Source organism: Paenibacillus sp. FSL M8-0212 (assembly GCF_038004645.1).
Classification (GTDB): domain Bacteria; phylum Bacillota; class Bacilli; order Paenibacillales; family Paenibacillaceae; genus Paenibacillus.
This window is the reverse complement of the sequence record NZ_JBBORP010000001.1, coordinates 4,223,554-4,248,564: the sequence shown is the minus strand read 5'-3', so window position 1 is coordinate 4,248,564 and position 25,011 is coordinate 4,223,554. Positions and strand designations below refer to the sequence as shown.

General features: G+C 45.1%; 31 protein-coding genes. 2 read left to right on the top strand and 29 right to left on the bottom strand.

Going from position 1 to position 25,011, the window contains the following annotated elements; translation table 11 throughout:
* Positions 1-52 precede the first annotated feature (52 nt).
* The 11 genes from MKX68_RS18780 to MKX68_RS18730 form a co-directional block, all read right to left on the bottom strand.
* A complete protein-coding gene (locus MKX68_RS18780) occupies positions 53-1,054 on the bottom strand; it encodes an endo-1,4-beta-xylanase (protein WP_091027863.1) in 1,002 nt (333 codons plus the stop codon).
* 240 nt (positions 1,055-1,294) lie between these two features.
* Complete coding sequence (locus tag MKX68_RS18775) at positions 1,295-1,642, bottom strand: hypothetical protein (protein WP_081746078.1); 348 nt, start codon at positions 1,640-1,642, stop codon at positions 1,295-1,297.
* Between the two features lie 133 nt (positions 1,643-1,775).
* Entirely contained in the window at positions 1,776-2,648 is an 873-nt protein-coding gene (locus MKX68_RS18770) for an aminoglycoside phosphotransferase family protein (RefSeq protein ID WP_340913587.1), read from the bottom strand.
* A gap of 37 nt (positions 2,649-2,685) precedes the next feature.
* Positions 2,686-3,165, bottom strand: coding sequence for a DinB family protein (locus MKX68_RS18765; protein ID WP_340913584.1), 480 nt, complete (start codon positions 3,163-3,165; stop codon positions 2,686-2,688).
* A gap of 27 nt (positions 3,166-3,192) precedes the next feature.
* Positions 3,193-3,729, bottom strand: coding sequence for a GNAT family N-acetyltransferase (locus tag MKX68_RS18760; RefSeq protein WP_340913581.1), 537 nt, complete (start codon positions 3,727-3,729; stop codon positions 3,193-3,195).
* 16 nt (positions 3,730-3,745) lie between these two features.
* The gene (locus MKX68_RS18755) at positions 3,746-4,027 is read right to left on the bottom strand and encodes a hypothetical protein (protein ID WP_340913579.1); all 282 of its coding nucleotides are present in this window, start codon (positions 4,025-4,027) and stop codon (positions 3,746-3,748) included.
* Positions 4,028-4,039: 12 nt separating this feature from the next.
* Complete coding sequence (locus MKX68_RS18750) at positions 4,040-4,522, bottom strand: hypothetical protein (protein WP_340913576.1); 483 nt, start codon at positions 4,520-4,522, stop codon at positions 4,040-4,042.
* On the bottom strand, positions 4,522-5,043 hold the full coding sequence (locus MKX68_RS18745; protein WP_340913574.1) for a cysteine hydrolase family protein: 522 nt from the start codon (positions 5,041-5,043) through the stop codon (positions 4,522-4,524). Before MKX68_RS18745 ends, MKX68_RS18750 begins: the two co-directional genes overlap by 1 nt.
* 30 nt (positions 5,044-5,073) lie before the next feature.
* A complete protein-coding gene (locus MKX68_RS18740) occupies positions 5,074-5,490 on the bottom strand; it encodes a hypothetical protein (RefSeq protein ID WP_340913572.1) in 417 nt (138 codons plus the stop codon).
* 47 nt (positions 5,491-5,537) lie between these two features.
* On the bottom strand, positions 5,538-6,083 hold the full coding sequence (locus MKX68_RS18735) for a GrpB family protein (protein ID WP_340913569.1): 546 nt from the start codon (positions 6,081-6,083) through the stop codon (positions 5,538-5,540).
* A 129-nt stretch (positions 6,084-6,212) separates the two neighbouring features.
* The gene (locus MKX68_RS18730; RefSeq protein ID WP_340913567.1) at positions 6,213-7,703 is read right to left on the bottom strand and encodes a glycoside hydrolase family 43 protein; all 1,491 of its coding nucleotides are present in this window, start codon (positions 7,701-7,703) and stop codon (positions 6,213-6,215) included.
* 178 nt (positions 7,704-7,881) lie between these two features.
* On the opposite strand from MKX68_RS18730, the gene MKX68_RS18725 reads away from it, so the two are divergent.
* Complete coding sequence (locus MKX68_RS18725; protein ID WP_340913565.1) at positions 7,882-8,787, top strand: ArsR/SmtB family transcription factor; 906 nt, start codon at positions 7,882-7,884, stop codon at positions 8,785-8,787.
* Between the two features lie 67 nt (positions 8,788-8,854).
* Here MKX68_RS18725 and MKX68_RS18720 read toward each other — a convergent pair whose 3' ends face one another.
* The 14 genes from MKX68_RS18720 to MKX68_RS18655 form a co-directional block, all read right to left on the bottom strand.
* Positions 8,855-9,382, bottom strand: a complete 528-nt coding sequence (locus MKX68_RS18720) for a DinB family protein (RefSeq protein ID WP_340913562.1) — start codon at positions 9,380-9,382, stop codon at positions 8,855-8,857.
* A 17-nt stretch (positions 9,383-9,399) separates the two neighbouring features.
* A complete protein-coding gene (locus MKX68_RS18715; RefSeq protein ID WP_340913560.1) occupies positions 9,400-9,858 on the bottom strand; it encodes an NUDIX hydrolase in 459 nt (152 codons plus the stop codon).
* Between the two features lie 17 nt (positions 9,859-9,875).
* A complete protein-coding gene (locus MKX68_RS18710) occupies positions 9,876-10,025 on the bottom strand; it encodes a hypothetical protein (RefSeq protein ID WP_340913558.1) in 150 nt (49 codons plus the stop codon).
* A 29-nt stretch (positions 10,026-10,054) separates the two neighbouring features.
* Positions 10,055-10,804: a metallophosphoesterase family protein gene (locus tag MKX68_RS18705; RefSeq protein WP_340913557.1), complete on the bottom strand. Its 750-nt coding sequence runs from the start codon at positions 10,802-10,804 to the stop codon at positions 10,055-10,057.
* Positions 10,801-11,745, bottom strand: a complete 945-nt coding sequence (locus MKX68_RS18700) for a GNAT family N-acetyltransferase (protein ID WP_340913555.1) — start codon at positions 11,743-11,745, stop codon at positions 10,801-10,803. The genes MKX68_RS18705 and MKX68_RS18700 overlap by 4 nt, the downstream gene beginning before the upstream one ends.
* A 38-nt stretch (positions 11,746-11,783) precedes the next feature.
* The gene (locus tag MKX68_RS18695; protein WP_340913553.1) at positions 11,784-12,245 is read right to left on the bottom strand and encodes a DUF6896 domain-containing protein; all 462 of its coding nucleotides are present in this window, start codon (positions 12,243-12,245) and stop codon (positions 11,784-11,786) included.
* Positions 12,242-12,871, bottom strand: coding sequence for a hypothetical protein (locus MKX68_RS18690; RefSeq protein WP_340913551.1), 630 nt, complete (start codon positions 12,869-12,871; stop codon positions 12,242-12,244). Before MKX68_RS18690 ends, MKX68_RS18695 begins: the two co-directional genes overlap by 4 nt.
* A 79-nt stretch (positions 12,872-12,950) precedes the next feature.
* Positions 12,951-13,652 (bottom strand): DUF1361 domain-containing protein, encoded by a 702-nt coding sequence (locus MKX68_RS18685; protein ID WP_340913549.1) that lies wholly within the window; start codon positions 13,650-13,652, stop codon positions 12,951-12,953.
* Positions 13,653-13,693: 41 nt separating this feature from the next.
* On the bottom strand, positions 13,694-14,122 hold the full coding sequence (locus MKX68_RS18680; RefSeq protein WP_340913547.1) for a GNAT family N-acetyltransferase: 429 nt from the start codon (positions 14,120-14,122) through the stop codon (positions 13,694-13,696).
* Positions 14,123-14,139: 17 nt separating this feature from the next.
* On the bottom strand, positions 14,140-14,589 hold the full coding sequence (locus tag MKX68_RS18675) for a GNAT family N-acetyltransferase (RefSeq protein ID WP_340915445.1): 450 nt from the start codon (positions 14,587-14,589) through the stop codon (positions 14,140-14,142).
* Positions 14,590-14,620: 31 nt separating this feature from the next.
* Positions 14,621-15,031: a GNAT family N-acetyltransferase gene (locus MKX68_RS18670; protein ID WP_340913545.1), complete on the bottom strand. Its 411-nt coding sequence runs from the start codon at positions 15,029-15,031 to the stop codon at positions 14,621-14,623.
* Between the two features lie 128 nt (positions 15,032-15,159).
* A complete protein-coding gene (locus tag MKX68_RS18665; RefSeq protein ID WP_340915442.1) occupies positions 15,160-16,386 on the bottom strand; it encodes an amidohydrolase in 1,227 nt (408 codons plus the stop codon).
* A 218-nt stretch (positions 16,387-16,604) separates the two neighbouring features.
* Positions 16,605-17,159, bottom strand: coding sequence for a methylated-DNA--[protein]-cysteine S-methyltransferase (locus tag MKX68_RS18660; protein ID WP_133385829.1), 555 nt, complete (start codon positions 17,157-17,159; stop codon positions 16,605-16,607).
* 42 nt (positions 17,160-17,201) lie between these two features.
* Positions 17,202-17,906 (bottom strand): DNA alkylation repair protein, encoded by a 705-nt coding sequence (locus tag MKX68_RS18655; protein WP_340913541.1) that lies wholly within the window; start codon positions 17,904-17,906, stop codon positions 17,202-17,204.
* A gap of 190 nt (positions 17,907-18,096) precedes the next feature.
* Here MKX68_RS18655 and mgtE point away from each other — a divergent pair, with 190 nt between their 5' ends.
* Complete coding sequence (gene mgtE / locus MKX68_RS18650) at positions 18,097-19,467, top strand: magnesium transporter (protein ID WP_340913539.1); 1,371 nt, start codon at positions 18,097-18,099, stop codon at positions 19,465-19,467.
* Positions 19,468-19,537: 70 nt separating this feature from the next.
* Here the strand turns inward: mgtE and mmsB are convergent, their stop codons facing one another.
* The 4 genes from mmsB to MKX68_RS18630 all read right to left on the bottom strand — a co-directional run bounded on the left by mmsB (position 19,538) and on the right by MKX68_RS18630 (position 25,007).
* Positions 19,538-20,701, bottom strand: a complete 1,164-nt coding sequence (gene mmsB, locus MKX68_RS18645; protein WP_036674453.1) for a multiple monosaccharide ABC transporter permease — start codon at positions 20,699-20,701, stop codon at positions 19,538-19,540.
* Positions 20,670-22,235: a multiple monosaccharide ABC transporter ATP-binding protein gene (mmsA, locus tag MKX68_RS18640; protein WP_340913536.1), complete on the bottom strand. Its 1,566-nt coding sequence runs from the start codon at positions 22,233-22,235 to the stop codon at positions 20,670-20,672. The genes mmsB and mmsA overlap by 32 nt, the downstream gene beginning before the upstream one ends.
* Positions 22,236-22,256: 21 nt before the next feature.
* Positions 22,257-23,342 carry a multiple monosaccharide ABC transporter substrate-binding protein gene (gene chvE, locus MKX68_RS18635; RefSeq protein WP_340913534.1) on the bottom strand — a complete coding sequence of 362 codons (1,086 nt, stop codon included), beginning with the start codon at positions 23,340-23,342 and terminating at the stop codon, positions 22,257-22,259.
* A gap of 360 nt (positions 23,343-23,702) precedes the next feature.
* Entirely contained in the window at positions 23,703-25,007 is a 1,305-nt protein-coding gene (locus MKX68_RS18630; protein ID WP_445671082.1) for a response regulator, read from the bottom strand.
* Between the last annotated feature and the right edge of the window lie 4 nt (positions 25,008-25,011).

Here is a 25,011-nt window from a genome sequence, read left to right as displayed (position 1 = left end):
TACAGCAAAAAATCGGCCACATTGTGACCGATTCTCTCCACTTCCCTGATGTTCAGGACATAGGGTTAATGATACGCCAAAATGATTCCTTAGGCTGCAACTGCTGATCAAAAACAAAGGGCCAATTTTTGCGCCCACGAACCGGGAAATGGTCCAACCAGGTGTAATTGTCCGCTACTCCCCAGAACGTCACAGAGGTAATGGATGATTTATACTCACGGAACAAATTAAAGATCTCCTCATATCGACGCTCCTGTAGCTCAGCCATCTCCGAAGTTGGCGCGGTGAGGTCCGTTCGACGATCCTCATGACGAAACACGGACATATCCAGCTCGGTAACATGCAACTGTACATCCAGTGAAGCATAACGCTCAATAGCCATTCGGATTTCTTCAATGGAAGGACCATGGATATTCCAGTGTCCCTGCATGCCGATTCCATGTACAGGTGCTCCCTTATCCAACAAAGAGCGCACCAGATTGTATATTTTCTCCCGTTTGACCGGATCCGTCTCATTGTAGTCATTATAGAAAAGAAGGGCATTGGGATCAGCTTCATGAGCCATGCTGAATGCTTGCTGCAAGTAGTCTTCTCCCACTAGCTCTAACCACTTCGTGTCCCGCATGAACAGGTCTGTCTTGTCTTCAACAGCTTCATTAACAACATCCCACGCGTATATTTGCCCCTTATACCGACCTACTACCGTATCGATATGTTGCTTCAAACGGGATAATAACAGCTCTCTGGAAGCAGGAGCACCTGATGTATCCTCGAAAACCCATTTCGATGTTTGATTATGCCAGACCAAAGTATGTCCGCGAACCGCAATTCCTTGGGCAACGGCAAAATCAACAATTTGATCCGCCGCCTCAAATGTATAACGATCCTCTTCCGGGTGAATTTCTTCGAATTTCATCTGATTTTCAGCCGTGATGCTATTGAAGTGTTTGGCAATAAATTCCCCTTCGGACTGCAACATTCTGGTATGTACAGCAGCACCTATTTTAAACGTATTAGCGTACGCAGCATGTAGTGATGGAATTTCTATTGGCATTTACAATTCCTCCCTGCCCATTTTTATTCATCATATCGTTTGTTGAATACGCTTACAATGAACAAATTATACTTCTTCCCCCTCATATTTAACTATTTATGATCCGGGCCCTGTGCGCGCAAAACAAAAACACCTCCATGTTTGTTCCAATGCTCATCGCAACAGAACATTTCTTCGAAGGTGCTTTGTCATCGTGATGTTCAGTTAAATTCAACTCATGTACAAACAGGGTATGAAGCGTTATAGCTTGTCTACCTGTAACAAGGTCACCTGTTTCACGGTGCATGCCGGGTTAATTTGCTCCTCGGACAGAATGTTCAGCTTGATCAGGCTTTTCAGCTTATGGCTGTCTACCTTGGACAACAATCGCCAGATGTCCGGGTCTGGAAGAGAAGCATACAGCTTCTGATCATCGTATTCCTTCCGGTTCTGCAGCACTGTTTTCACGGTGTAACCACCAACCTGCGTCTCATAGACCCCTTGTTCTGCACAATACGCGACAATCTCATCTCGTAGTACAGACAACTGCTGCTCAATATCTTTTTGCTGCTGCTTCAGTTCAAAGTACGTTTGCACTTTCTGCTCCATATCGATCACGCTCCTCTACTATCATAGGTATGCGAGGATCGCTAGTTTAGGACTGGCTGTTTATTTTATTTAAAAAGTGGTCTTTCTATTACTTAATCGTATACTGACGTCATTGTGTATCCCCGTATTATGATTACAGCAGGTGTTCATTCAAATATGGATTATGGAATACCATGCTGTGAACCCTTTCCATTACATCTGGCCCCATGGGTACATCCCCAACGCGCCTTAACAGAATCCAGCGCAGGCAAGCTATTGCTCCAAAAACCTGCTCCTCTTCCAGCGTGTACGTATAACTTGCAGAACGTGCAAATTGAGCGTGATACATCTCGCCGTAACTCTCACCATTATAGATCGTGATGAGAAACACCGACCATGCAATATCATACCTTGGATCACCGTATTGGCCGTTAGTCCAATCGATAATGGTGTAATCGCCTTCCATTTCAAGAATGTTTCCCAGATTATAATCACCATGAATCAAACAGTCCTGTCTGATCTGGACCTGCTGGATCAAGTTTTCCAGAAGATCATATATATCGTCATGTAACTCAATTTGAGGAAAAAAGTATTGAACAAAATCGTACCTGAATATGTATTCTTCATCTTCTCCAGTACCCACTTCATTCACCGGATAACGATGGACCTCCATTAATCGCTCAGCCAAATGTGTCAGTTTGGTTTGTGTTAATTGGGTAACCGGCTTTCCATCATAGCTCGTTAACAGCACTTGATTCCCTTGCTCGTTTAACCCCCAACCGTAGGATTTAGAAACACGAATCCCACTTTGATAAAGCTTGGACATTAATCGATATTGTTTGGCGATATCCGGTTTGGAATCCTTGTCCCAGACTTTCAATGCGTACCGCTGATCACCCATTTCGATTCTCATCACACTCGCTTCCAGTCCAGGTGGCAAGGGAATGATCTGATACTCCTGTTCCATCACCTCCTGGATACGCGCATCCAGTTCTATCCAATTAATCTGGCTAAGTTGAATCGTCATCGTTCTCCTCCTCCCATGTTATGACCGCCTCTCCCTGTTAGTCAGGTATAATCAGGCCTTTGCCAATGACATTAGCAGATACTGGCTGTTTGCCCAATTCTCTGGCCCATACCGACATCTGTCCCATATGGTGAATTTCATGGGCGATCACATGTCGCATAACTTCTCCCCATGAATCTGTACTGGCCTTGCCAGCTGAGCGATGATCGATATAAGCTCTTTTTTCCATACGCAAATCCCATGCTGTAACAAATGCCTCCACATCAGGACGTAACTTGCGATCCAATCGTCTTACCGCCTCAAGATTCTGGTAGTTTGCAAAATCTTCCGCATCATCCGGTTTGCCCTGAAGCAATTGAAGCCAGCTCCACTCTACATCAATGATATGAAACAATGTTTGTAATATGTTGCCTACTCCGCCTGTACGAGGCCGAAGCAACTCTTCAAGCGGCACATCTTCACACCACACATACCATTGCTCACGCACCATCCAGTTATAACGAAAGAATGTTTCCATTAGTATATTCCCCTTTATCGATGTTTTTCAGAGAGATTTGATCAATTCTGTATTGGCAAAGGTATCCTCCGAATGTTCAAAATCACCATAAATTCTACTAATCTGATTAAATCCGGATTTAATCCAGAAGCGTAATGCAGGCCAATTTTTGAGTGCCACGTTGATTCGAATTTCCTTGTAACCAAGTTCGGAAAAGTGTAGAGTTAGCGCCTGAATTAATTCTTGTCCATATCCCTGCTTCTGGATCTCGCTCTGGATATATAGAAATTCGAGATAGATCGAATCCTCGGAGGGATACCCCTGGTACACACTTAACAAACCAATATAGCGGTCATCCTCATTCGTGCGAATGGATTGAATTCGATAATTCTCCAGCCTGCCTCCCGGCGGAAGGTGGCCTTCTTCAAAACATTCTTTCACATAATTCCGATCATGCTCTTGTCCATCCCATTGATGCAAGTACCGACTGGTCTCATATATGGACTCAAGTTCAGGAATATCGGATTCTTTCACATTCGAGACAATAAGCCGGTCTGACTTCCATTCTTCTGGAAGTTGTTTCATCGTCATCACTCCATCTTTACGTTCTAGTTAATTTCTTTTTTATATACAAGATTACATGAATCCCTGCATAAATAAACAGCACATTGAACAAATATAGAAGTACATTTAAATAGATGCCAGATATAAACCAGATTGTTCCGTCAGAGTTAGCATAATGATAATCCGTAAAGAATCGGATCGGGAAACCATACTCTGTTCGGAGTGGTCCATCTTCAGTATGTAAAGTTCCAGGAATACATATGATGGCTAATACAGCAAGCCAGGCTGATAGATTCATTATTCTTTTGTTAATCGTCAATACCTCTCCTCCTCATTCATCCTTAACGGGATCTTTACCAAAATAGGTCTCTTTCAACTTTTGATCCATAAAGTCTCTTAAGTCCTTTTGATCAAGTATATATTTCGAATCTCTATTAAATCTGCTTTTTGTGGATACAATAATTTGTTTCCGATTGTATTGAATTGTAATTTCAGCGTTATGCTTTAATCTCAAAGCAATTCCTGCACTAATGCTTCCTGTGACATCATCTACTGGTATTTTGGCCGATTCCGGGGCTGCATTCAGCCAGCCGACTATACGGCTAATGTCTTCTTTACTTAACGTAACATTGTCAATACTAGTGTGTGCTCCACCGTCGCCTGTCCTGGTGTACACGACTATGCTCATCTCTGTGCTTATCACTTGATTTCTCGAAATCGGCTTATTTGGATCAGGGTTACTCGTGATTAGAAAATACAGAAACATGATTGCCGCACCTATGAAAAACCAGAATCGCCTACGTTTTCCTAGCATTACAGCGCATTCTCCGTATCCACCACGTTGGCAAACAGTCTCAGTACCGTATTGTGATGTTCAATAATCTGCTCCGCTTGAAGTGTCTTTGAATTCCATGTGCTGTGCGCATCTTGAACCAGATTGACTGTGTAACCCAAACTGTACGCTCTGCGGCAAGTCGTATCTACACATACCTCGGTCTGCATACCGGCGAGAATCAACTCCGTCACGCCATTTTCTTGCAATTTCAGATGCAGATCGGTTTTGTGAAATGAATCCGGTGTCTCTTTTTCGATAACGAGGTCACCAGCTATAGGTGCAATGGACGGATGAATGGCCCATCCCGGAGTTCCTCGTTCCAGTGGACTGCCTACCCCTTCACTGTGCTGGATATATATGATGGCATGGCCTGCTTCACGGGCCCTGGCAATTAACACCTGAATCTTCTGAAGCAATCGTTCCCCTTGATATACGGGATCTGCTTCATCAAACATCGCTACCTGTACATCAATGATTAGAAGTGCACAATGCGTTGTCACTTTGCTTTCCTCCTGACGAATCAATTTAATTCAACTCTTTCTTCTTTGCCTTTTTAACAAAACTTCCAATCCCATATCAATCAGTACAAATAGAATAGCAGCAAGAACGCCAAATAAGGTCAGAACTAACGTCTCTTTGAAATCCAAGATTGCTTCTCCTGCGCCCATGACCAGATAATAAATATACATACCTAAAACTCCAGCACAGGCATAACTCAATATCCTCGTACTTAGATACAACACATGATTGACGAATTGTATTTGGCTGAGCAGGTAGTCCAGCAATATCGATAAAGGTAGCCCAATCAAAAGGATCAAGGGAGTCGCGTATACCAGATAAATAACAATGTAAAAATCAAAACTGTAGGATTCATTCATCGATATGATACTTGCAGCCAAAGTAAAACAAATGATGGTTAGAACGGTTGTTATCAGCTTTCTTCCCATGTTCATCTCATCACTCCAAGTAAGTTATCTCTATTCATTGGATGTGCTCATGCGTCAGATTTTGCCGGTTGCCATCCGATTTCTTGAGACCAACGATGTGCTCTCTGTAATATGCTCCACACCACTGGCCCTTTTCCTTCAACATATTTGGGACGCTGATCTTTATACAATGACATGAGTCTGTGCTTTTCTTCTGCATATTTCAAACAATCTTCTGGATGCTCCCTTAAATAGTCTCTGAACAACAAGGTCATCTGCTCGGAGAAACTGCCTACCTGTCTAACGTGTATATGTATCCTTCTGTTTCCGGGTTCTTCACGAAAGTAACGTTTAGTCTTATCTGGATTTTCTGGTCTGAATACAAAACCAACTGTTTCGATCTCACGTTTGTAGTCCAACAAATTTTCATACTGGGAAACAGATATTTGTATATCTATGATGGGTTTGGCATCTATACCAACAATTGAAGTGGACCCAACATGATCGATCCGCACAGCCTTTTCTACTAACGCTTCTCTTAATTTCGAACCCGTTTCGAGAAACAAATCACCCCATTTCGGATCATACTTTGCAAGTCTCCATTGATCCTCCATACAACTCCTCCTTGGTTATTCAATCAAGCTATATAATTAAATAACACGTTCTCTTAACCTTTTGTTACATGTGGATTATTTGACACAAATCAAAAAAGAGAAGGACCCTTAGGCCCTCCCCTTAACTTCTTAATGATAATCACTCTTGAAATTTGTAAACTCAGCTGAAGCATCTTGCCCGCTCGTGTATAACCCAATAAGTACGCCTGTAAAACCTCCTGCCACCTCCGAAGAAAGGTATCTCGTCTGTGCCGTGCCTAGCAGAATCTCTTCACCATCTGCTTGAAACAGGAAGCTGTAGCGTTCCTGGCTTGAACGGATTACCAGCGTTGCATGCTGTTTATTTCCCAGATTCACTTCATGTTCTATCGATTTGATATCACCGATATTCAGACGCTCGATCACCTTATAGCCGTCCTGCTGCCCACGAATAGCCACTTCATAATGATGATTCTCATCCATGTAGATCGTGATCCCAGCTTCTCCACTCGTCACACTGACATCGACTGAAATTGTGGCATTAAAGTCTTTTTGACGTAACCCAATGAACGTTGGGGATGCTGGAACGTCCAGCGTTACATCAGTACCTGTGAGCGTAAGTTTATCTGATTCAAGCTGATAATGCTCTGTATTTGGATGACGAAGGTAACACCACTCGAGGTTCCAGTCTGTATTTTCAAACGTATAATACTTCTTGTCCTGCTGGATCACCGTGTCGGGAATACGATTAGTCTCAAAACTCGTCAGCGTTGTGCCTTCATGCCCGGCTGTAAACCATCCGTCTTCATCAAACGTGATCGGAGTCAGAAATACTTCTCGGCCCAGATGATGGTACGTAGCCCATCTGCCGATCTGTCGGAATCCCAGGTGAAAGAGCCACCAGTTTCCCCGATCATCCTGAACCAGATCACCATGCCCCACACCCTGGAGCTCATAACCGCCCAGATTACGATTGGTCAGAACTGGATTGTGTGCATAAGCTTCGAACGGACCTGAAGAAGAAGTGCCCCGGGCATACGTAACCATATGACCATATTCGGTGCCGCCTTCAGCTGCAAGCAGGTAATAGAAACCGTTCATTTTATAGAGATGTGGACTTTCCAGATATCGTCCACCTGTCCCATTCCATATTGACCGACTTGGGGTCAGTTTTCGCCCAGTTGTAATCTCAATTTCACACTGGACAATTCCGCCAACGCCTTCATCATCCACCCCGTTACTCATAAACAAGGTCTTGCCATCTTCAAAATACAAATCCGGATCAATCCCGCCTTGATCCACCTCGATAGGCTCAGACCATTCTCCGTAGATATCGTCCGTCCAGACATAGAAATTCTGATGTGTTGTATCGTTGGTTGTGACCATATAAAAACGCCCGTCATTATGCCTAATCGTTGGGGCAAATACGCCCCCGGAACTGCTCACGGTCTCCAGCTGAATCTGACTTTTACGAGTGAGGCAGTGACCAATCTGCTTCCAATTCAGCAAATCCTTGCTCTCAAAGAGCGGTACGCCCGGAAAGTACTGAAAAGAACTACACACCATATAGTACGTATCGTTGACTTTGATTACACTAGGATCTGGATAGAAACCTTTAACAACAGGATTATTGTATTTCACTATACTCCACCTCTTATGCTAAAATTCTTAAATATAAGAATCCAACTTTGTAGCAACTAAAAAAAATTAAACACCATTGGCTATAAACTTGCAATGAATCTGGATTGTATCTTGGAACTAATTTTATTGAATTAATACATATGTGATTTTAGAAGATTGAGGTTAGGGAGTTGTACAGATGATCAAAGCAAACGGGGAGCCACAGTTCCTTCCTTTATATGAGGCGCTGGCAAGCGAAGTCAGATGGAGAATCATGAATATGATTGCAGATCGCGAAATGAATGTGAAGGATATTGCGGCAGCTTTAGAGCTTAGCTCCTCCATTGTCACGATGCATATTCGCAAACTGGAGGATGCGGGTCTAATTGGGAGCAGACGAGTTCGGATCAACGGAGGGACGCACAAATTATGTTACCTCAAGCAAAATCAGATTGAGATCGAGCTGCCATCGGCAAACCAAACTTCACGAACCAGAGAACAGACGATAGCCGTTGGACACTACACTGCTTTTGATATTCACCCTACTTGTGGGCTAGGCACACTTGAGAAAGAAATTGGCGTATGGGACGATCCACGTTACTTCCTTGATCCTGAGCGTGTACACGCTGCTATCTTGTGGTTTGGGAAGGGCTATGTTGAATATAAAACACCAAATTTTGTCCTTCCTGACCAGATAACCGATGCTATTGAAATTTCGATGGAACTGGCGTCTGAAGCTCCGGGATTGCGGGATCATTGGCCTTCGGATATTCGCTTCACCTTCAATGGTGTTTCTCTTGGAACGTGGACAAGCCCTGCCGACTTTGGCAGAGCAGCACGTGGCAAATATACGCCAGAATGGTGGCATCGCAATGTGAATCAATACGGTTTATTGAAGACCATACGCATTGATGCCTCCGGTACGTATATGGATGGTGAGCGGATGTCAGACATTACTCTCGCGGATATTAAGCTTAGCGAACCGTTCTGGACGCTTCGTTTTACGGTTGACGAGGAAAGTCCCAACGTAGGTGGATTAACAATCTATGGTGCAGGTTTTGGTAATCATGATCAGGATATTGTTATTCGTGTACTTCAGATCTGAAGTACACGCAAAGGGGAGGTAGTGATATCATTCAGATCTGGCACTAGAAGATTGACCTGTCCATGTTTTAGCATTCATTTTGTGTCTGAAACCACTCTCTTAACTGATTAATATGAGCTTGATGATATCGGTTATGGTCAGCCATATGCCATAATCCCCAACGTACCGTAGCTTGCTTTTCGTTCTGATGTCCAAAAGTAACTACTCGATCTAGGTCAGCATCTGCTACTTGTGTGCATGTTTCTTTCAGAAGGGTTAGTACACCCTCATATTGAGAGATAAGTGTGTCACGTGACACACCTTGAACCAGTGGAAGTCTATTACTTTCATCAATCATGGGACCATATTGCTCTATTAATGGCTGCGGAAGGACAACTCCCTTTATTCTATAAACCCAATTCATATCAACGAACGTAATATGTCGTATTAATTGAGCCGTACTATTAAACTGGTTCTTTTCCCCTTTATAATCTACCTCTTCTTGCGACATACCTTCTGTAATTGATTTAAGTCTTTGGCTATTTTCTGTTACAGCAGAAAATAACATCCCTACAACTGGTGACATGTTGGCTTCACCTTGTAGATCGTAAATCATAGCATCCCTCCACATGTCTATTTCGATGACTCTCTGATCAGTCTTTGATTCAATTCCCAGATTGCTACTCTATTACTATCCCATTTAAGTATTTTACGAGCTTCTTCATAAGCCACCCATTTATATTCTGAGTGCTCATTGGATATAGACAGATCCATTTCATCCAGTTCTACTCCAAAGCAATACTCAGGAATAACAAATGTATCAGGTCCCCACATAAAATAACCAACCACATCTACCACGGAGTGAGTCGAGCTTGAATTAAGGCTCCTGTATTGACTATTTAAGGGGATACCCGCCTCTTCAAATGCTTCTCTCATGGCTGCTTCTAATGGTTTTTCTTCATCTTCCCCTCCCCCAGCTATGCCCTGCCAGTAACCTTCTCTTGATCTTCGAAAGATAGCGTATGCATAGTCATTTGAATCTTTCAACCTGGTATAAGGAAAAACTAATATTTGAAATGGTGCTCGAGACACAGGTACATCCCTCCTCTTTACCTTCGTTCTTTCAACAGGTCCTTAATTTCCCTTAACTCTGATAATATCTCTTTGGTTTGCTGGCTACTTTTTGAGTTATCTATTCCAACTTTTACAACATAAATACCGAGAAACAGATATACCACCAACATAATGATCATTCCCATGTACATCTCTCCTTTACCAAGAAACGTTGCTACGAACGTTTACTCCCCCCGTACTCTCTCTCCAACTGATTCCCATGGAATGCCTTCAAAAGAAAAGCCCGATCCGGAACGTTCAACCGTTCATATGATTTCAGATACTCCCTATTGTCGTATGGAACGCCCATGAATTTCACATCCAGTTTGCTCTCTTGGAGATCCACAATACCATATCTGGCAATGGCAAGATCGTTACAGCCTAAAGCTCCCGGATTCAGATATACTCTTTGATCTGTCTTATAATAATGAAGAATATGATGATGATGACCAAAACAAACCAAATCAGGGGCCGTCCCCTGATACTTCGCGTCTAATTTGGTTCCAGATGGTTCTTTATCGATGACATCCAACTTGTCGTTGCTCATATGATAGTGAGTCAAAAGGAACCGATGTCCTTCCACCTCTTTTTCAACGAATTTCGGTAGAGCTTGTATTCTCTTGATCGATTCTGCACTTAGATGTTGACCAATCCATTCGTGATGTTCGGCTATGCCTTTATGCCCTTCTAATGGCCCCTTATTTTGGAGCAAACTCAATACGGCCTCTTCGTGATTCCCTGAAATCGCTATCATATTTTTACGGCTGTACAACATCTCGATCACTTCATTGGAGTAAGGGCCAATACCGATCATATCCCCCAAACAAAATGTATGCTCAACTCCCCCTCTGGAATCGATATCAGCCAATACCGCTTGCAGCGCAGGAAAATTCCCATGAATATCGGTTAAGATGGCAACCTTCATTGTGACTCCTCCTCAGGAATATACATCGTCTGAATCTCCTGTACACCCGGAATAAACCCCAGATTCAGATATACGGACTCAGCATCATTTCCTTGCATCACATACAATCGTAGCACAGGATACTGACCCTTAAGCGCATTCAAAGCTCTCTGTAACATCAGTGTAGCAAGCCCTCTTCCTCTATATGCCGGCCGAACCCCTATGCTATATACAGCAGCCTGATTATCCTGCAGACAAAGACGACAGTTGGCAATAAGCTGTCCCGTTTCCTTATCATATACAAGCGTGGAGGCTTGAGTCAGAATTTCATTGGTATAATTAGGATCATCACTTGGAATAAAATCTGCAAGCGTGGTATGTTTTCTTCGTGTAGCTTCAAGACTTCCTGCAAAACTTTCCAGGTCACACTGAGCAATTTCATCTTCATTCACATATTTTCTGGTGCCGGTTTCACTTTCAATAATCTCTGGACTCTTCACGGTTACCCTGCTGTCCCATTCGACTTCAAAATGATCTGTAGGCCGCTGCATCCAGCGACATCTGAACTCCACTGGCCAGAATCCAGCTCTTGCGTATAGATCAACTTGGTCTGGAAGAATCTCAAAGGTCAGAATGCGTTTGGTGCGATCGGACCACTGCATTAATTTATCCTTCAGAAGTTTCAATACCTCAAAACACTGCTGGAATGGCGGGATAAAAAACAAATGATACATCCGGTTAGGCTCCATTCTCACGCCACCTATTTTGTTTTCCCCCTTGTAAATCCAGTACGCACTGATCTTGGAAGAACTGAACTCTTCTTCCCTGAAAAATCCGACATAACGCATATCATAATAAACCGTGCAATATAATCCCCATTCGGCAAAATCAGCTTTGCGAATCGAATATTCATCCGACAGATCATATTGAAGAATATCTGTAGACCACTCAGTTAAACCCATACGTAATTCCTCCTCAGTTTTAATTACATGTACAGCAATTAATGAACCTTTCTATACGCCACCCCGTGAACATGAATTAACACATGCTCTGTCTCCATACGTTCGAAGAAATCCAACATGTCCTTAAACGGATTCTCGAAATACGAAGTCAGGTATGCAAGCTCTGGCGTTGTTTTTATAAAATTGTAAAAAAAGTAGGGGTCCATGTTACCCACATCTTCTGGACTACCAAGGAAAACCTCTAATGTCTGCCCTGTTTTTGTATTCTTGAACATACAGTGCTCACCGTGAACATCAAAATACCAGTTTCCCGTTAATTCTTCTTCTCCATGGATTACATCCGCATTGGACAGCAAATGGTACGCACCTTCGAGAATTGCTGTCCGATCAGGCTGATCGGTTTCCAATATCAATTGGTCGATTAATTGCCCCGCGATTCTCTGGTACATATCCATCACAGCCAATAATTCTTCCGTAATTTCCTGTGTTATTGATTTCATACCTTCATATCCTTATCCGGGTATCCAATTTCTGCAATTTCACCTTCGATATCACTTAATTTCAGTTCATCATTTAATTGCTGTAGTAAGACCTCATCGATCGGCTTCATATCAAATACCTGTTCAACCAGTTTGATATCCAACGTTATCTCGTAGTAATCCTGTGCCCAAGCATGATAATATTTCGCGCCGCCTACCAAAATCTCTAACAGTTCGTATTCATGATCCCCAAGCTCCGTGCCCGCAGACCACCCTTCCTGATCCGCCACACTCCAGATACAGAACGTCGTCTGATCCATTACAAATGCCGGCTCTACCACAAAAGTATTAAATGCTTCTGGAACGCTTTTTACCACCTCACTCCTATCAACCTTATGCTGAAGTGTATACACTTTATCAAAGCCTTTAATAATCAGCCCATTCGGACTGAATATTGCAAAATAATGATCTCCTTGCCCATCTCTCATGGATGCCATTTGCTCATTCGTGTCCCACTGGGAATTATACGAGTAATACCTGTACTCCCATTCCGGCATCAAAATGGCATCCAACATAGCTGCTGCCTTTAGAATCTGTTTGCATTCACTAATGTGAGGAAGTTTATCGATAAAATTAAGATTACCCATCGTGTGATATTGCCTCCTTGATGTCATTTTTATAAATCAATACGCAATAGCTGTTCCTTTACCCGTTCGAATGGAATAATTAACTGCTAGACCTTGCGGTTAGGAAAGATACGATAACGTATCCAAAAAGTTGAACCGTAAATACAATAGCGACAAACTCAACCATCATGCTGTTCGCTGCATTGAAATCATTAACAAGATCCACAAAGATCTTCCCAGGCCTCGACAACACATCCCACGAATTCCACCGATTAAATCTACCAATGTAGACCCCTATACTGCTCAATAGCAAAATAACACCGACAACCATCATACTAATGTACTTATTTATTAATTTGTTTAACATGCCATGGATTTGAATGATCGAACAAGTCGAGAGCAGCAATCCGATGATCGCTACGGCAAACGTCAGGGTGAGACTATACCAAAATTCAATATTAACCCAAAATCTAACCTCCCCCTGAGCATCAAAATATCTGAATGAATGCAGGATCTCCGTAAAAAGGTAGGCCGCATTGGGCAGAAAAAAGAGCCATACTCCACACATCAGCCCCATACATATCATGCTCGTTGTGGTTAATTTTTTATTGAATATGTACCTAATACAGGATGAGATGATGAATGGTACCCATGCCAGAAACATATCCCAGCTTAAAAATCGATACATATTCGTATCTGATTGGGCACGTAAATACATCACAACACCTAGACAACAAAGAGTAGCCACGAGCAAAGTAACGATGAATCGGAGATCTTGAACCGGATGTTTGTTATCTTTCATTTCTTTGCTTCTACTTCCTTTTCCTTGATGAATGTTATACGTTATAAATACTTTTTAAATGCCTTGCTGGATTCTCCGTTGTACCCCAATTTCGTATAAAAGTGATGTGCTTCGTTTCTGGATGATCCGCTGGTTAGAAACACCTTCACACAATTTTTCTGCACACATACATGCTCTATATGTTTCATCAATTCAGATCCATATCCCTTGCTCTGCACATGTTCCGTAATGATAACCCGCTCAACTACGCCGAATGGTCTATTTTCCACCAAAGCATCCAGACATATATGTAAATGAGCCGTGCCGATCACCTGATCACCCAGTTCATACACCAACAAGAAACTGTTTGGGTTATTCCGAACTTCTTCAATCCGTTCTCCCAGTACTTTTGTGTTTAAGTTGTTCGGCAATAATTCTGTATACAGCCTTTCGATAACCGCTGCATCCCTGGCTTCTGCCTCTCTTATCATCAAGCTTCCCCTCCCTGTTACCTCACTTGATAACTTAAAATGATATCACCGTTGTCTTCCAACTCACCCGTTTCTTGAAACCCGATACGCTTATACAGCGCATTTGCCGCAATGTTATGCGGAACATGGGATACCCTGATTTGCCGGCAGTCACTTCTCTCTTGCAACATACGAACTACTTCTTGAATGGCAAGTTTACCGTAGCCCTTCCCCTGGTACTTCTCATCCATCATGAAGCGCAGAATCCAGTAATACCCGTCATTGTAGATCTCATTATCAAACAAAATAAAACCGACCATCTGACCCTCTGCAAAAATGCCATATGGTTTGGACGTAATCTCCTTCGTCGCATGGATCAATGAATCCGCATTGCTTGCGACCAATTCCAGCTGATCTTCCCGCGGTTTAAGGTTAATGCACTCGAGTTCATTTTCTTTTGTTACAGGTTGTAGCGTCATTTGCTCCATATCCACAATCCTCACTCCTTGAAGCTTATTACTAGATTTTCTTGATCAATATAATCTCCAAAGGTTGTGTATCCAGCAACAGAGCCCCTGCGTCAACATACCCCAGCTTTCGATAAAAGTGTTGGGCATGTTCATCTGATTGCGTTGAAGTCATCACGGTATCAAAGCCTTGTTGCTTCATTAGACTTTCCCAGTGATGCACCACTTTTTTGCCAAATCCACCGTTTCGATAGGATTCATCAATCCAGATCATATTCATGAAGGGAAGGTTGTCCCAAAAGTAACCGTACCTCATCCATCCAATTCTCGATCCCTTGTCCTCGTCCCATAAGATGAATATTTCTTTCTCAGAAATCTTCGTTTTCACAAGTGGATGATGGATATGTCGATCTCTATTAATGATATAGTCGTAGTCAGCCTCCGTTGCATATTCAATCTTCATTCGTAGTGCTCCCTTCATTAACTACGTACATCATAACCCAAAATGTGGTATATGCGAACAGTTCTTTCCTCTTTTTCTCCCATGCCAAAAAACCACGGTTTCCCGTGGCTGCACCCGCTCTATTTTCCTCAATCCGCTGTTGATCCGCTTACCAATTGCCCCTTGCACCATACGGCCTGCCGCGCAGATCGCCGCGCAACGGCTTCCGCCGAACAACTCGCATGGACCAACACAAAACTCGCTGTGTCTCCCACCTTCGGCCAGACTTGTTCCCCTTGTGAATCCAGCGGTGTGATCCCCCCTGTTACGAATGCCAAAGATTGAGACAAAGACAATTCGTCACTATATCCGTACAGTTCTGCAAAGCGTCCCGCTTTCTCAAGCAGGTCCCCATTGCCAAAAGGAGACCAATGATCTGTCAGGCTGTCTGTGGCCAACTTCACGTTCACGCCCATACGGTGGAGCATGGGAAGAGGCATCATCGTTCTGCCAATGGGCACCGTGGAAGCAATGCTCATCCCGAGCGAGGCCATACGCTGCGCCAGTTCTTCCGCTTCCTGCTGCTCTGCGCGGGCAAACCAGAACGCATGACTCACCGTAACTTTGCCTTGAAGCCCTGCCGCTTCGGTCAGATTTGCGAGTTCAAGCAGCGTTTGTTTGCCTGCCTGCCCTCCATCATGCAGATGTATATCAATGCCCGCCTGGTGCTGAACAGCCAGTTCAACCATGGTGTTCAGTGATCTCTCGATCTGTTCGTCCACCGTATGAGGATCAAGTCCGCCCACATGTGTTGCACCTTCCTTCATCGCTTGAACCATAAGCTCCACTGAATGGGAGCGAAGCAGTCCATGCTGCGGGAAAGCCACGATCTCCGAAGAGATTTTGCCCGAAAATGATTCCAAAGCCTGCCGCGTCGCCTCCAGTCTTTTCAACCCACTGACGGGTTCAATGTTGCAATGACTACGTACATGAGTGGAGCCGTACCCCTGGATCAAGGTCAGAATACTCTCCGCTTGACGTTTCGCATCTGGTAACAGCTTGGGCAACAGAACCTTCTCTTCTTCAATGCGATCGAAAATACTAGAGATACGTTTAACCGCTGTCCACGGTCCATCGTAGTACGTTTTATCCAGATGAATATGTGCCTCCTCGAACGAAGGCAGCAGCAACAGTCCCTTGGCATCTACTTGTGGCAGATCGTTGGACAGCGGTTCGTTTCCTTCCACAATCGCCGCAATCACTCCATCTTCAATTCGCAGATGAGCAAGGGTTGTCCGTGTCCCTGTCACCTGTTCCCCCTCCCGAACATAACCCCGCTCCAAAGTCACGTTTGTTAACCAATATGCCTGCTTCATCATGTCATCCCTCTTTTCTCACCCGGCATTACGTCTTCCGGATTCCGATTGATCTATGATCCATGGTACCACACGGTTTCACAGGGCAAAAATACGTAAAACGTTGGTGTTCCATATGCGGAACGTTTGTATTACGCTACATTAATACATACAAAAAAACAGACACAATACGTGCCTGCCCTGTGCAATCATCTTAATCTTCTATGTTCCCTCTTCCATTAAAAATGAAACCGCGCATGCCCTCCATCGGTCACGCCTTCAATCTGTTCGATATCCAGCAATCTGCGCTTCATCTCTAGGCCTCCACGGAACCCGGTCAGCTTGCGATTAGCCCCGATAATGCGGTGGCAGGGTAGCAGAACCGGAATTGGATTGGCCCCATTTGCAGCCCCAACTGCTCGCACAGCCGAAGGTCTTCCAATCGCAGCAGCTATATCACCATAGGTCCGAATTTCACCGTAAGGCACACGCCCTAGCTCTCTCCATACCTCCTGTTGGAAGTTCGTTCCGATCAAGTCTAGTGGGATCGCATCTGTATAAGCCATCGGTTCCCCTGCAAAATAGGACTGTAACCAGTCCATCATGCCTGTTTGTTTCAGCGCATGCTCGTTCTCTTCCAGTTCCACGCCAGGTGCAACTTTCTGTAACCAGCCGTTCCAGTCCTCCAGTGTTTCGTTGGGCATGACCACTCGGCACAATCCCTGTTCCGTTGCGAGCAGCACCCATGGACGACCGTCCAACTGCATCGTAGTGTACATCAACTTTTTTCTCATTCGTTTATCGCCTTCTCCCCGGTGGAATGCTTCATGCTAGGACTAGGAGGTAACCTGCTTCTTCACCTTACGTTTCATACTGCGGATCATCTGCTTGCTCTCCGGATCAACGCGATAAGATTCCGTGATTTTCTGAAGTGCCTTATTATACGTAAAATCGTCCAGGGTATTATGGTTCAGATAACGCATAGTCACCTCAGGTTGTTTCACATAGGCCATTGAGATGGCCCAAGCAACTGCCATTTTCACATAATACGCCTCGTGACTAATCTGATCCAATGCGGTCAGAACCTGATCAATATATCTCTCATTCAGATAAAAATTCAACAGCATTACCACGCCAAACCGAATCTCATATTCCTGATCTGATTTCAGATAGGGCTGCAAAAAAGCCCACATCGGCTCTGAATGCACCTTCGTATATTTCAGCCCCGCACAGAAGCTGTCACACACCGACCAGTTGTCAATCTTCGGTACAAATGTTTCAATAGCCTTTAACAGTTCGTCCAGATCAGCCTGTACATGTCCAATGACCATCGCTTGCAACATCACTTCTTCAAAATATTCATCCTCTGCCGTTTCCAGATACGTGCGCCAGTCCCCGGCGGCAAGCTGCTTGGCAATTTTTCGTAAGGCCGGCAACCTTACACCAAGTACATTCGTGATGTTGGGAATAAGTGCAGCCGAGAATTTCTGATACTCCGGCTCAACCATGCTGAGTAATTGTGTTCTGATATCTGCTTCCACTAGCGCATGTCCTCCTCGTCTGTTGCTGTACAACAAGTATATCCTTGCAGCGGCTGTTTGTAAGCCCATATCGAATGTTTGAGCAAGATTACAATATCATTTTGGGTGCGCTCTTTTCCCTTCATTTGTTTAACCGCCAACCCATTTCGTTTAAAAATATGAAGCTAACCGTTTAGAAAGGAGTGTCGATATGAACGGACCTCATACCAAGAAAGATTTCTCCGTGGAGGAGATCACCGAACAACTCGTGCAACATGTACAATCCCGGAACCTTCCCGATTTCTATAAATTGGTGAAAGAGCTGCATCCCTACGACCTCTCACTTGTATATAAAAAGTTCCCTGAAGAAGAAACCAATCGATTTCTTCTCCTGTTCAAACCCGATGCTCTGGCGGATCTTGCCGAGACCTTGAAGCTGCACGAACAGATTCAACTGTTTGAACGACTTGGGCCGGAACGAACACTTGAAGTCATGCAGCAGATGGACAAAAGTGATCTGATCCGGTTCATGCACGATTTGCCTGCCAAACGCAGAGAAGAATTGCTGTCCAACATGAACCTGGACCACTCTGCCATTATCCGGTCCGTGCTTAATTATCCACCGGAGACGGCAGGACGTATCATGACAGATCGGTACCGGACCCTGCTCGCCCATGAGACAGCCAAGGAAGCCTTACGACAATCGCAAGGTACCATGCATATCTCCGCCTCCAGTTACCTCTATGTGACCGATAATGAAGGCAAACTGGTCGGTGTCGTGAGTTATCGCTCACTCGCCTTGGCTGACGACAAGACCCAGGTTGAAGAACTGATGAACCGGCGGGTGATCCATGCAACGGTAGATATGGACCAGGAGGAAGCAGCACAGCTTCTGCAGCGTTATGAGTTTATGGCACTTCCGGTAGTGGATGAGAATCACAGATTATGCGGTATCATCCAGATGGATGATGTCATTGATATTATTATGGATGAAGCGAGTGAAGATTTAGCCAAGATGGGGGGCGGCAGCAAGGATATCGACTTTGATACCAAACCACTTGTTGCCGTCAGACGCAGACTTCCCTGGCTCATTCTGTTGCTGCTGATTGGCTTAATCTCGGGAAGCATCGTGGATTTCTTTGAGGATACACTGAATCAGGTAGTCGCATTGGCATTCTTCATGCCGATGATCGCAGGTATGACGGGGAACACAGGAACGCAGTCTCTGGCTGTTGTGGTACGCGGATTGATCGGACGCAAACTCGACAAATCCACCGTACTCGCACTGATTGGTCGGGAGATCAAGGTAGGCACCATGATTGGCTTGGTATGTGGATTACTGATCACCGTCATCGCTTATTTCTGGCAAGGGGACTGGCTGCTAGGCGCCATTATTGGGGTGTCTCTGTTCCTCACTCTTGTCATTGGTACACTGACCGGTACCTGCATCCCGCTTCTGCTTAGTCGTTTCAAAGTCGACCCGGCTGTTGCCTCAGGCCCGTTAATCACCACATTGAATGATATCTTGTCCCTGTTTATCTATTTTGGCATCGCCACACGTTTCCTCGATGCCTTGATGTAAATAAGTTGGGCATACAGCAAAACAGACCTGATCTTGAGATCAAGGTCTGTTTTTTTCATTTTACCAAGTGTTACGCTGATCTTTTATTTTTATTATAGATATCAAACGCTACCGCGAGCAGTAGTACCAATCCCTTAATCCCCTGCTGCCAGTCAATACCGAGACCAATCAGGGACATCCCGTTATTCAGCACACCCATAACCAAACCACCGATGATGGCACCAAATACCGTACCTATGCCCCCTGAAGCGGAAGCACCACCGATGAAGCAGGCCGCAATGGCATCCAGCTCGAAGTTGGTACCTGCTCTTGGCGTAGCCGCATTCAGACGTGCGGCGAAGATTAACCCGGATACCGCGGCAAGTGTACCCATGTTCACGAAAACCCAGAAGGTTACCTTTTTTGTTTTGACTCCAGACAGACCTGCGGCCTTCTCATTACCTCCAAGCGCATACACATGTCGTCCCATGACAGTACGATTCATAACGAAGGAGTACACAACGATCAGGACAAAGAGCAGGACCAGGATATTCGGAATACCTGCATAACTTGCGAGTACAAACGTAAACAGATTTGTTACGACAGCCACCACAATCAACTTGAGCAAGAACAGTCCCTGTGACACAACCTCGAATCCGTATTTTCGCTGGGAACGGCGTTCCCGCAGTTCATTGACAATGTACCAGACGGTGAGCACAAGACCCACAATGATGGATACCAGACCAAAGCCTGAGAATTGAATGTCTGCCAGGAAGCCCGAACTTATTTTCTGGAAACCACCCGGGAAAGGAGAGATCGATTGCCCCTCCAGCACGATCATCGTCAAGCCGCGGAACAGCAACATACCTGCCAGCGTCACGATAAATGCCGGAATCCGTACATATGCGATCCAGAAGCCTTGCCATGCACCGATCAAAGCCCCAACCAGCAAGGAAGCGATAACTGCAAGCCAAGCCGGAAGCTGCCAATCAACCATCATAATCGCGGCAACGGCACCCACAAAGGCTGCAATGGAACCAACAGACAGGTCAATATGCCCGGTAATGATGACCAGCACCATTCCGATCGCCAGCACCAAAATGTAGCTGTTCTGCAAAATCAAATTTGTAATATTAATCGGCTTGAGCAACAGCCCGCCTGTAAGTACCTCGAACAAGAGCATAATCACTACCAAGGCAATAATCATGCCGTATTGGCGGATATTATTTTTGAACAGCTTTGTTATCATTTCCATGCTTGCCGCCTCCAGACTTGGTCATATATCTCATCAATGTTTCCTGCGATGCTTGTTCCCGGCTGACTTCACCGGTGATTCGCCCGGCATTCATCACATAGATCCGGTCACACAGGCCAAGAACCTCCGGAAGCTCAGATGAGATTACCAGCACGCCCTTGCCTTCAGCAGCAAGCCGATGAATGATCGTATAGATTTCGAATTTCGCTCCCACATCAATACCGCGGGTAGGTTCATCCAGGATAAGAATATCTGGTCCGGCAAAAATCCATTTGCTGAGCACCACTTTTTGCTGGTTGCCTCCACTCAGATTACCGGTCTTCTGCAAAATACTTGGTGCTTTGATGTTCATGCTTTTTTTCATCTTTTCCGCCACCAGCACTTCTTCACGCTCGTTCACTACCGATTTTCGCGACAGCTTGCTCAGACCCGTTAAGGAAATATTACGCTTGATGTCATCCATCAGAATGAGTCCGTATTCCTTGCGGTCTTCTGTCACATAAGCAAAGCCATTCTGAATGGCCTCCGTGACGGTATTGTTGTGGATCGGTTTACCATTCTTAATGAGTTGCCCCGAAATATTCCGGCCATAGGATTTGCCAAAGATACTCATGGCAAGCTCGGTACGCCCAGCGCCCATCAGCCCGGCAATCCCTACAATCTCACCACGTCTGATATTCATATGGATTTGATCCAGTACTTTTCGCTCGGCATGATGTTCGTGATATACCGTCCAGTCCTTTACCTCAAGGATAACTTCACCAATGGTGGCATGACGCTCCGGATAACGGCTGGTGAGATCACGTCCTACCATGCCGCTAATAATCCGGTCCTCCGTCACTTTTTCCTTCTTCATATCCAACGTCTCAATTGTCTTGCCATCCCGTAAAATGGTCACGGAATCGGATACCTTGGATACCTCATTCAGCTTGTGCGAGATCAGGATACAGGCGATGCCCTGTTTCTTGAATTCCAGCATCAATTGCAGCAGATTTTCACTGTCGTCCTCGTTCAACGCAGCGGTTGGCTCATCCAGAATAAGCAGCCGCACCTTTTTGGAGAGCGCTTTCGCAATTTCGACCAGTTGCTGCTTGCCTACCCCGATGCTGGATACCAGCGTGTTTGGATTTTCGCTCAGTCCCACCTTCGAGAGCAATTCTCGTGTACCTACAAAAGTTTCCTTCCAGTTGACAATTCCTCTGCTGGCACGCTCATTGCCCAGATATATATTTTCCGCGATTGAAAGATAGGGAATCAGGGCCAACTCCTGATGTATAATAACGATTCCCAGATCCTCGCTCTGTTTGATATCCTTGAACTCACATTTCTTGCCCTGAAATAAAATGTCGCCTTCATACGTGCCATGTGGATATACACCACTCAGCACCTTCATCAACGTAGATTTACCAGCGCCATTTTCACCACATATGGAATGAATCTCGCCTTCACGGACTTTCAGATTGACATTTTCCAGCGCTTTGACGCCAGGAAAGGTTTTGGTGATGTTCTTCATTTCCAGAATGATTCCAGCCATGGGATGTGCTCCTTTCACTTATTATTTCAGTCCGATTTCTTCCTTCGTGTAATACTGGGTACCCACGATATCCTGCTCCACATTTGTACGATCCACGGAGATGGGATCCAAGAGATACGCCGGAACAACCTCTATTCCGTTGTTATATGATGTTTCATCATTAACTTCCGCCTGTTTTCCTTGCAAAATGCTATTGGCCATCTCTACCGTCTTCTCAGCTAACTTCCGCGTATCCTTGAACACGGTCTGTGTCTGTTCCCCGGACACAATCGACTTGATCGAAGCAAGTTCGGCATCCTGTCCTGTAATAACGGGCAGCGGCTTGTTCGAAGTACCGTAACCGATTCCTTTCAAGGATGAGATGATACCAATACTGATTCCATCATAAGGAGATAACACTGCATCCAGATGATCACCTGAGTAATAGGCACTCAGAAGGTTATCCATCCGTGACTGGGCCAATGCACCGTCCCAGCGCAAGGTCGCTATCTGGGCCATCGTCATCTGCTTGCTGCGCACGACCAGCTTGCCGGAATCGATGTACGGCTTCAGGACAGACATCGCACCGTCGAAGAAGAAATAGGCGTTATTATCATCAGGAGAGCCGCCAAACAGCTCAATGTTATACGGTCCTTTTCCATCCTTGAGTCCAAGTTTTTGTTCGATGTAGGAGGCTTGAAGCACACCCACCTTAAAATTGTCGAACGTGGCGTAATAGGTTAAGTATGGCGTATTGCGAATGAGCCGATCGTACGAGATCACTTGTATCCCTTCGTCATGCGCTTTCTTGATCACATCCGTTAATGTGTTGCCATCCACGGACGCGATGACCATCACATCCACACCTTTGGTGATCATGTTTTCAATCTGTGAAATCTGATTTTCAACCACGTCCTCAGCATACTGAAGATCGGTTTTGTACCCCTGCTCCTGAAACAGACGGACCATGTTCTCCCCGTCTCCCACCCATCGCTCTGATGATTTGGTTGGCATCGATATACCGACATATCCCTTTTCTTTGCTGCCTGGCCCACTCTCTGCCAGATTGCAAGCCGAGAGCATCAAGGTCATCACCAGAAGCCAGATGAGCATTGCTCCTTTTTTCATATGAAGTTCCCCTTTCCTCACATCATACGGTTCTGAATGAGTTATAAGATAACGCTTACAATGCATGTGGTACATTCTGTTGCTTGGTGTTCCTATCTGAGACCAATGGTAGCATTGGAGATACTGCAAGGTCTTTGCACGTTTTGAACCTTTTTTATAAAAATTTAACTTTTGATGGAAACGCTTAAAGTACAAGTGTGATCCATGAGATACCATTCCAGAGTCAAAAAAAAGGACATGCTCCACTTCGCTTCACACGAAGTAGAACACATCCATCTCATTCCTCATACGTCTTAATGATCAAGTATTGCGGTTATATCTGTTGAGGTAAGTCTTTTGATTGTCCTCATATGCTACATATTATATTCGATTCGCTGAAGGACGATAAGCCGTCCCTCCGTCTTTTCGATACTGTGCAGGCGAAATGCCCATTGTTTTCTTAAATGCAGTGCTGAAATAATGCTGGGTATCATAACCTACACGCTCAGCGATGGTGTGGATCGGCAGTGTTGTTGAGTCCAACAGCTGTATAGCCTTACGAATGCGAGCATGGGTGACAAGCGTGACAAAGGAATCATTCAGCTCTTTCTTCAACACACGACTAAGATATACGGCAGATACTTGTAGACGGGAAGCGAGCGATTCCAGGGTCAGTTCCCGCTCGGCATACTCTTCGTGAATAAGTTGTCTTGCCCGGCGGACCAGAGGGGACAACTGCACTTCTTCGTATACCCGTTCACGGCAATGACGGTACGTATCCGGCGTATCCTCCAGTGTCCCTGCATGAGTCTCCACATGAGCATGAATGGCAATATTCAGGCAAGAACTGATCTGCTGTTCCAGAAGGGACTCTATTTCTTCGGGGGCTTCCTGCCACAGACACATGCCGATCAACCCGCTTACGTCCCGAAACAGAACATGCGGCAGGTCTGCCAGCAGTTCACTCATTATATTTTCCACTGCAAACAGAAACAGCTGACGATCATTCTCTCTCAGTATCGTCTGACGCGCTTCAGCGGCAGGCCAGCGCACAATCCCGACCTGCACAGGTGAAACAGGGGGCAGACGCAAAAACACAAGCTGCTCCGTCAGATTCCTCCCTTCAGCCTGCCCCTCCAGCCACTCCAGCATAAATCGCTGGCGAAGCAACGGGATATTACGTTCAATCTGATGAGCTGCCTGTTGTACATATGCCGTCCTCTGGTGCTCTTCAGTAAGTCGCTGATGTAATCGCTCAAGTGCAGCATATAATTGTTCTGCTTGCACAGGTTTTAAGATGTAATCCTCTACGCCAAGACGAACCGCCTCCTGCGCATATGCAAATTCATCATGTCCCGAGATGATCAGATAACGACAACCCGGGCACTTCTGTTGAAGGGCACGGATTAGTTCGATTCCGTTCAGGAATGGCATATTCATATCAACGAGAACAATATCCACACCCAAATCAGCCGCCCGTTCCAGCGCTTCCTCGCCATCTTCCGCTTCACCAACAACCTCCATCCCGAGAGTTGTCCAGTCAATGGCATCCCGAATCCCCTCACGAATGATCGGTTCATCATCAGCGATGAGCACGCGGTATTTCTTCGCCACATGGCTATCCGGCGTAATCTCCATTACTGTGGTCGATGCGGATGTCTCGTCTGTTTCAGTGGAATTTGTCACGGTC